The following is a 7,925-nucleotide window of genomic DNA, read 5'->3' as shown; positions in this document are numbered from 1 at the left end:
GAGACCGCCGCCGGTCGCGTGCCGGTCATAGCGGGCACGGGCTCGAACTCCACCTCGGAGACCGTGATGCTCACGAAGCACGCCCTGAAGGCCGGGGCCGACGCGGCGCTCCTCATAACCCCCTACTACAATAAGCCCACGCAGCGGGGGCTCCTGGAGCACTACAGGCACGTGGCCGGGGAGGTCGACATACCTCTTATACTCTATAATGTGCCGAGCAGGACCGGGCTCAACATGCTGCCCGAGACCGTGGCCAGGCTCTCCGAGGAGAAGAACGTAGCCGGGATAAAGGAGGCCACCGCGGACCTCGAGCAGATAAGCGAGATAATAAAGCTCTCGCAAGAGGGTTTCTGCGTGCTCTCGGGAGACGACGCCACGACATTGCCGCTTATCGCAGTAGGCGGCCGCGGCGTCATATCCGTGGTCTCCAACGTGGCGCCGGCGGACATGGCCGAGATGTGCTCGCTTGCGCTCTCCGGCAAGACCGGGGAGGCCAGGAAGCTCCACTACAAGCTCCTGCCGCTCACCCAGGCCCTCTTCGTGGAGACCAACCCGATACCGGTAAAGACCGCATTGGCGCTCATGGGCAAGGCAGGCGAAGAGTTCAGGCTCCCGCTGGTAACCATGGCCGGTGATAACAGGCGCAGGGTCGAAGACGCGCTCAGGGCCTACGGGCTCATATAAGGAGAATCGATGGTACACGTAACCGTTACGGGCGCCGCCGGCAGGATGGGGAAGAGTATCGTCGGCGCGGTCCGGGAGAACCGGCAGACCTCGCTCGTTGGGGCCCTTGAGGTGGCCGATCACCCGGCGGTGGGCAAGGACGCCGGAGACACGGCCGGCATAAGCAAGGTCGGGGTAAAGGTAACGACCGGCCCGGAGAGGGCGTTCAAGAAGGCGGACGTCATAATAGACTTCTCCACGCCCGAGGCGTCGCTGGCCAACCTCGAGATGGCGGTGGAGTACGGGAAGGCCATGGTCATCGGCACAACGGGCCTTTCCCACGCCCAGAGGGACAGGGTCAAGGACCTGGCGAGGGAGGCGGCCGTGGTCATGGCCCCCAACATGAGCGTGGGCGTGAACCTGCTCTTGAAACTCGTGGAGGACACCGCCTCGATCCTCGGAGACGACTACGACATAGAGATAGTGGACTTCCACCACAGGCACAAAAAGGACGCCCCCTCGGGCACGGCGCTCCGCATCGCCGAGGTCGCCGCCCATGCGCTCAAGAAGGACCTCGACAAGGTCGCGGTGTACGAGAGGAAGGGCATTATCGGGGAACGCGGGGACGGGGAGATAGGCATCCAGACGGTGCGGGCGGGCGACATAGTAGGCGACCATACGGTGATATTCGCGGGCCCCGGCGAGAGGATAGAGCTCGTACACAGGGCCCACTCCCGCAGCACCTTCGCCAGCGGAGCGGTTAAGGCCGCGGTCTGGGTCGCCAATAAGCCCGCCGGGCTCTACGACATGCAGGACGTGCTGGGGCTTAAATAATTACGGAGGGCAATATGATTAGATCTTTCTATCTACTGGGGCTTCTGGCCGTCATGGCCATTGCGTCCGCGGGGGCCGATGAGGTCTACGCCTTCGTGGGCGAGGGCTGCTCCGGGGACTGCAAGGCCTGCCACAGCCTCAGCAATGAGGAGGCGTCCACCCTGCTCCAGACCAGAAGGTTCCAGGCCGAGGTAAAGGCGATACGGATCAGCCCCGTAGGGGGGCTCTGGGAAGTCGAGCTTATGAGGGGAAACCAGCGGATTATCGTGTACGTGGACTTCGCGAAAAAACACATGGTCGAGGGACGCTTCACCCGGCTGGCGGACATAGGCCAACCGAAGACGCTGAGGAAGCTCGACACGAGCCTCATACCGCTCGATGACGCGCTGGTCATGGGAGACGAAAATGCGGAGAAGAGGCTAATCGTCTTCGACGACCCTGACTGTCCCTATTGCAAGAAGCTCCACGCGGAGTTGAAGAAGATAGTCGAGAGGAGGAAGGACATCGTCGTATTCATAAAGCTCTACCCGCTGAGCATACACCCCGAGGCATACGAGAAAGCGAAGGCCATCCTGTGCGGCGGTAAGTCGCTCGACCTTCTCGAGGACGCGTTCGCGGGTAAGGAGCTGCCCGAGGCGGACTGCGAGGCCGCGGCGATAGACGATAACATACAACTCGTAAAGAAGCTCGGTATCGGGGGGACCCCGACCGTGATATTCCCCGACGGGAGGTTCCTGTCGGGCTATGTGGACGCAGACAAATTGCTGGAGCTTATGGAGAGCCCGCAATAGAAGTGGAGCCGGCGGGCGGAATTGAACCGCCGACCAACTGATTACGAATCAGTTGCTCTACCGCTGAGCTACGCCGGCCCTCAGCGGAATGGTAAGGTAAGGGGCACTCTTTGTCAAGGCCTTTAAGGTACGCAGGGGGGCATATGGGGGGGCAGAAGGAAACCGACGATGCATACCGTTAAAAAAACCGACAGCGCGTTCCGGCACGACAGGGTCCTCATAGTAGGCGACGACCGGGAGGCGAGTGACAGGCTGAAAGGACTCCTCGGCGTCCACGGCTACGCAACCCGGCAGGAACCCCCGGGGCGGGACGTCCTGGGCGTGATAGACGAGTGGCGGCCCGCCGTGGTACTGCTGGACATCGCCCCGCCGGAAATGGAGGGGGGCGAGCTATGCGAGATGACGAAGAGCGTCAGCCCCCCGAACAGGCCTTCGATCGTCGTCACCTTCAACAAGGGCGACAGGGGGGTAATAGAAGACGGCATCTCCTTCGGCGCGGACGACTTCCTGATGAAGCCCGTGAACGAGAGGGAGCTCGTTACGACCGTCGGGGCGCAGATAAGGATACGCGAAATTTACAGCCACATACTGGAAGACAAGAAGAACCTGGAGACCGTGCTGGCCATCTCCGGCGCCGTCTCCTCCACGATGGACAGCTCCAAGGTCCTGGACATCATCGTAAAGAAGGTGGCCGAGATAACGGACGCGGTACGCTGTTCCATAGTGCTCATCACGAAGGATACCGAGGGCAAGGTGCTCGCCTCCCATGACGAGCCCATCAAGGGCGACCTCAAGATAGACCTATCGAAGTACCCGGAAATCAAGGAAGTGATGGCCACCCGTCACCCGCTCGCGCTGGAGGACATGGCGGAGCACCCGCTCATGAGCGGCGTTACGGAGCACATGGAGCAGCTCAAGGGCATGAGCATCCTGGTGGTGCCGCTCGTCTTCAATAAAGAAGTCCTGGGCACGCTCTTCCTGAGGGCCATGAGGTTCAAAAAGGGTTTTACCAGGAGAGAGATAGAACTCTGCCGCAGCGTGGCCAGCGCCTCGTACAACGCCATAAGGAACGTACAGCTCTTCGAGAAGATACAGAAAGAGAAAGAACACTTAAAGGAGATGGCCATAACCGACCAGCTCACCTCGCTCTACAACCACAGCTTCTTCTACACCAGGCTCGAAGAAGAGTTCCAGAGGGCGGTGCGCTACTCCATACCCCTCTCCCTTATCATGATGGACATAGACGACTTCAAGAAGATAAACGACAACTACGGACACCGTACCGGCGACCTCGTCTTGAAAGAGATCGGTACGATGATAAAGAACTGCGTGAGGAAGACCGACATAGTGGCGCGTTACGGCGGGGAGGAGTTCTCGGTCGTACTGCCGCAGACGACACTCGAAGGCGCCGCCGAAGAGGCCGAGAGGATAAGGGAGTTCATCGGGAAACACAACAGGTACGTCAGGGTGGGCAAGGAGAACATCACCGTCAGCATGGGCGTGGCCTCATACCCGGCCGAAGGCGTTACCGATGCGGAGGACCTGGTAAACCTCGCCGACAAGGCCCTTTACGAGGCAAAGAACGCGGGGAAGAACTGCGTAAGGATTACGGTAAGGGGCAAGAAGGGTTGAACCCGGCGTAGTCCTCTCGGAGGTCATCCCCTACGGGGATCATCCCCCTGCCCCCCCTCCCGTACCTTCGATCTTTATCGCGCATAGAGCTCCGCACATCGTACACACGTCCTCGTCCCCGGGCGGGCTCGACGCCCTCAAGGCCCCGGCCCTCTCCGGGTCTATCGAGAGCCTTATTTGCTCATCCCACTTGAGCGCCTTCCTGGCCCTGCTCATCCGTATGTCCCTCTCCCTCGCCCCGGGTACCCGCTTGGAGATATCGCCCGCGTGGGCCGCTATCCGGGACGCTATGACCCCCTCCTTCACGTCTTCTATCGTGGGGAGCCGGAGGTGCTCGCTCGGGGTGACGTAGCAGAGGAAGTCCGCCCCGGCGGCGGCGGCCATTGCCCCGCCTATGGCCGAGGTTATATGGTCGTAGCCCGGCGCTATATCCGTAACGAGCGGCCCGAGCACGTAGAACGGCGCGCCCCGGCAGAGCCTCTTTTGAAGGAGCACGTTGGCCTCCACCTGGTCCATCGGGACGTGGCCCGGCCCCTCTATCATGACCTGGACTCCCTCGGCCCGCGCTACGTCGGCGAGTTCGCCGAGTGTGGTGAGCTCCTCTATCTGCGCCCCGTCGGTCGCGTCGTCTATACATCCGGGCCTGAGGCCGTCGCCGAGACTAAGGACCATGTCGTAGCGCCTGGCGATCTTAACGAGCCTCGGGAACTCCTCGAAGAGCGGGTTCTCTTTACGGTTAAAGTCCATCCACTCCCGGGTGAGCGCCCCGCCACGGCTGACTATCCCCATTATCCTGCCGTTCTTTTTGAGCTTCTCGACCGACCGGCGCGTCACCCCGGAGTGCACGGTTATAAAGTCCACTCCGTCCTCGGCGTGCTTCTCTATGCTCTCGAATATCTCCTCGCTGTCGAGCTCGACGAAGGATTTTCCGCTGTCCCGCGCCCCGAGAGCGGCCTGGTATATGGGGACCGTACCGAGCGGCACCGGGCATTCGGCGAGTATCGCCTTTCTTATGGCACTCACGTCTCCGCCGGTAGAGAGGTCCATTACCGCGTCGGCTCCGGCGCCGACGGCGGCCCGGAGTTTTTTAAGTTCATCTTCTGGGTCGGCGTGGTCCTGGGAGGAGCCTATATTGGCGTTCACCTTGGTCCTGAGCCCCGTGCCTATGGCCAGCGGCGCTATGGAGCGACGGAGGGCGCTCCGGGTTATAACGACCGTGCCTTCCACCATGGCACGGCGTATGTATTCCGGCTCCACGCCCTCTCCGAGGGCCGCCTCCTTCATCTCTTCGGTTACCTTGCCCTCGCGGGCCAGATCAAGCCTTGTCATGGTCGACTCCTTTACTCCTTTTTAGTTCCACGAGAATCTCTCCGGCGGTTTTCCCCGCGTCTTCCGCCCCGATAACGGCCGATATAAGGGCCGCGCCCGAAGCCCCGCTGGAGATGACCTCTTCTATCCTGTCCTTCTTTACGCCGCCTATGGCGAATACCGGTATCTTTACCTTCCCCGCCGTCTCTTTCAGGGTATTGAGGCCCACCGGCGGGCCGTAGCGCTCCTTGGACGGCGTACGGTATACCGGGCCGAGCGTTATAAAGTCCGCGCCCTCTTCCTCGGCCCTTATCGCCTCTTCCACTCCGTGGGTCGAGACCCCGATAAGCTTCCCCTCCCCGAGATACGATCGAACGTTACGAGGGGGAAAACTCCCTTGCCCGAGATGCACCCCGTCGGCGCCTACTGCGAGGGCCACGTCGAGCCTGTCGTTTATAAGGAGCTTCGCTCCGTGGTTTCGCGTAACGCGCCTCAACTCCTTTGCCATACGGAGAAGTTCCCCCCCTTGAAGGTCCTTCTCCCGGAGCTGCACCGCCTTTACCCCGGCCTTGAGGACCTCTTCGACGACCTCCGTAAGCGTCCTGCCGCGCGTAAGACGCCTGTCCGTTATAAGGTAGAGCTCGAAGCCAACGCCCGTCATCCGGTACGCGTCCAGAGTTTCTTCCCCGCTATAACCGCCGTAAGCGCGAGTACCAGCACGATGCTCATCACCTGGGCGGCCTTCAAGGGACCGAGCATCAGGCTGTCGGCCCTGAAGTGCTCGACCAAAAACCTCCCGATGGAGTACATAATCAGGTAGAGGGCGAAGATAAAACCGTTCCCACGCTCCTGCTTTCTCATGACGAACCAGAGGAACAGGAAGATGGAAAGGTTTATCGTCATCTCGTAGAGCATGGCGGGGTGGGTGGGTATACCGGGGAACTCCCTCCCGGCGATACTCTCGGGCGGGAAGACCACCCCCCAGGGCATGTCCGTCGGGCGTCCGTGCGCGTCCCCGTTCATGAAGTTCCCGAAGCGGCCGAACGCCTGCCCGAGTATTATGGCCGGGGCCACGGCGTCGGACATGCGCCAGAAATTAACCTCGTAGCTCCTGAGATAAAAGCACGCGAAGGTAAAGCCGCCTATGAGCCCCCCGTGAATGGCCAGCCCTCCGTGCCATATGGCCGGTATCTCCACGGGGTTGGCGGCGTAAAAGCCCCAGTTGAAGACGACGTAGTAGAGCCTCGCCCCGACGACCCCGCTAACGACCGTCCAGATGACGAAGTTCATTACGTCGTCGTCGGTAAGGGAGATGCCCTTCCTCCTCACCTCGGACTTTACGATATAGCTGCCGACCAGTATGGCGACGACGTACATGAGCCCGTAAAAACGTATCTGGACCGGGCCGAAATCGAAGAGTACAGGGTGCAAGCGAGACCTCCGTCCGTTATTTATTCGATAGTTCCTTCGATCGGGCTCGATGCCGAACCGTAGAGTTTTTTCGGCATCCTGCCGGATAGGTATGCGAGCCTTCCGGCTTCCACCCCGAGCCTCATGGCCCGGGCCATCTTGACCGGGTCCTTTGCCGCGGCTATGCCGGTATTCATAAGGACCCCGTCGCATCCGAGCTCCATGGCCACGGCCGCGTCCGAGGCCGTACCAACCCCTGCGTCCACTATGACGGGCACCCCGGCCGATTCGAGTATGATCCGTATGTTATGCGGGTTCCGTATCCCCAGCCCGCTCCCTATGGGAGCGGCGAGCGGCATGACCGCCGCGCATCCGAGCTCTTCGAGCTTCCTCGCCATAATCGGGTCGTCGCTTGTGTAGGGGAGCACGGTAAAACCCTCCTTTACGAGGACCTTCGTGGCCTCAAGGAGGGCCTCGTTATCCGGGAAAAGCGTCCTCTCGTCCCCTATTACCTCGAGCTTAATGAGCTCCGTTGAGAGCGCTTCTCTGGCGAGCCGTGCCGTACGTATGGCCTCTTCGGCCGTGTAGCAGGCGGCCGTATTGGGGAGAAGCGTGTAGCGGGAGGTGTCTATGTGGTCGAGAAGCGACTCGCTACTCCGGTCGAGGTTCACCCTCCTCACCGCCACCGTCACCACCTCGGCGCCCGAGGCCTCGAGTGCCTCCTTCATCTGCTCGTTGGTGGCGTACTTGCCCGTCCCTACCATAAGGCGGGAGGTGAACTCCCACTTGCCTATCTTGAACGTGTCCGTCATCTCTATCTCCTCTCTATCTCCTCCGTATGATGGTTTTCGTTCAGCCCCCGCCGACCATGCGTACGACCTCCACGGCGTCGCCGTCAGCGAGCGCGGTCTCGGCGTAGCGTCCGCGCGGGACTATCTCACGATTAAGCTCCACGGCCATGCCGTCCCGCCTTATACCAAGCCCGGTGAGGAGCGAATCGATCGTGGCCCCCTCCCCTGCTTCCATTACCTCTCCGTTCACTCTAATTTCCATTTATTTCCATAACCCGCATTCTTCTAAAAGTAGAGGTCCCTCTTGCCCTCTTCAATCTCCTTAACCTTCTTCAGGACCTCCTGCCTCATGGCCGGGTCTTTTATCTCGTCCATGGCAAGGTCGAGCGCCTTTTCGAGCGCTTCACCCCTGCCGTTACTCGCCGTGTCGAGAAGGTACTCCTTCAAGGTGAGTATGGCGTTCGCCTGGCAAAAACCCTTCATACCTCCGGCGGTG

The 7,925-nt window shown here is 60.8% G+C and carries 10 protein-coding genes and 1 tRNA gene; 4 read left to right on the top strand and 7 right to left on the bottom strand.

The genetic code is table 11. The features are described 5' to 3' along the window. The 3 genes from dapA to V3W31_00755 form a co-directional block, all read left to right on the top strand. The coding region (gene dapA / locus V3W31_00765; GenBank protein MEE9613469.1) for a 4-hydroxy-tetrahydrodipicolinate synthase at positions 1 to 684 on the top strand (684 nt) is incomplete at its 5' end. Between the two features lie 9 nt (positions 685 to 693). Then, entirely contained in the window at positions 694 to 1,497 is an 804-nt protein-coding gene (gene dapB, locus V3W31_00760) for a 4-hydroxy-tetrahydrodipicolinate reductase (GenBank protein ID MEE9613468.1), read from the top strand. Positions 1,498 to 1,511: 14 nt separating this feature from the next. Beyond that, positions 1,512 to 2,288: a DsbC family protein gene (locus tag V3W31_00755; GenBank protein MEE9613467.1), complete on the top strand. Its 777-nt coding sequence runs from the start codon at positions 1,512 to 1,514 to the stop codon at positions 2,286 to 2,288. A 3-nt stretch (positions 2,289 to 2,291) separates the two neighbouring features. Here the strand turns inward: V3W31_00755 and V3W31_00750 are convergent. After that, positions 2,292 to 2,366: transfer RNA gene (locus V3W31_00750), tRNA-Thr, on the bottom strand. Positions 2,367 to 2,456: 90 nt separating this feature from the next. On the opposite strand from V3W31_00750, the gene V3W31_00745 reads away from it, so the two are divergent. Next, positions 2,457 to 3,920 (top strand): diguanylate cyclase, encoded by a 1,464-nt coding sequence (locus tag V3W31_00745; GenBank protein ID MEE9613466.1) that lies wholly within the window; start codon positions 2,457 to 2,459, stop codon positions 3,918 to 3,920. A gap of 39 nt (positions 3,921 to 3,959) precedes the next feature. Here the strand turns inward: V3W31_00745 and thiC are convergent, their stop codons facing one another. The 6 genes from thiC to V3W31_00715 all read right to left on the bottom strand — a co-directional run. Continuing rightward, on the bottom strand, positions 3,960 to 5,249 hold the full coding sequence (thiC, locus tag V3W31_00740) for a phosphomethylpyrimidine synthase ThiC (GenBank protein ID MEE9613465.1): 1,290 nt from the start codon (positions 5,247 to 5,249) through the stop codon (positions 3,960 to 3,962). Then, complete coding sequence (gene thiE / locus V3W31_00735) at positions 5,236 to 5,889, bottom strand: thiamine phosphate synthase (protein MEE9613464.1); 654 nt, start codon at positions 5,887 to 5,889, stop codon at positions 5,236 to 5,238. The genes thiC and thiE overlap by 14 nt, the downstream gene beginning before the upstream one ends. Further along, a complete protein-coding gene (gene lgt / locus V3W31_00730) occupies positions 5,886 to 6,659 on the bottom strand; it encodes a prolipoprotein diacylglyceryl transferase (GenBank protein MEE9613463.1) in 774 nt (257 codons plus the stop codon). The genes thiE and lgt overlap by 4 nt, the downstream gene beginning before the upstream one ends. 20 nt (positions 6,660 to 6,679) lie before the next feature. Then, on the bottom strand, positions 6,680 to 7,450 hold the full coding sequence (locus V3W31_00725) for a thiazole synthase (protein MEE9613462.1): 771 nt from the start codon (positions 7,448 to 7,450) through the stop codon (positions 6,680 to 6,682). A gap of 40 nt (positions 7,451 to 7,490) precedes the next feature. Then, positions 7,491 to 7,691 (bottom strand): sulfur carrier protein ThiS, encoded by a 201-nt coding sequence (thiS, locus tag V3W31_00720; protein ID MEE9613461.1) that lies wholly within the window; start codon positions 7,689 to 7,691, stop codon positions 7,491 to 7,493. Between the two features lie 23 nt (positions 7,692 to 7,714). Beyond that, the coding region (locus V3W31_00715; protein MEE9613460.1) for a [FeFe] hydrogenase H-cluster radical SAM maturase HydG at positions 7,715 to 7,925 on the bottom strand (211 nt) is incomplete at its 5' end.

Source organism: Thermodesulfobacteriota bacterium (assembly GCA_036482575.1).
In the GTDB taxonomy this organism is placed as follows: Bacteria; Desulfobacterota; GWC2-55-46; order GWC2-55-46; family JAUVFY01; genus JAZGJJ01.
This window is presented reverse-complemented; position numbering and strand designations above follow the sequence as displayed.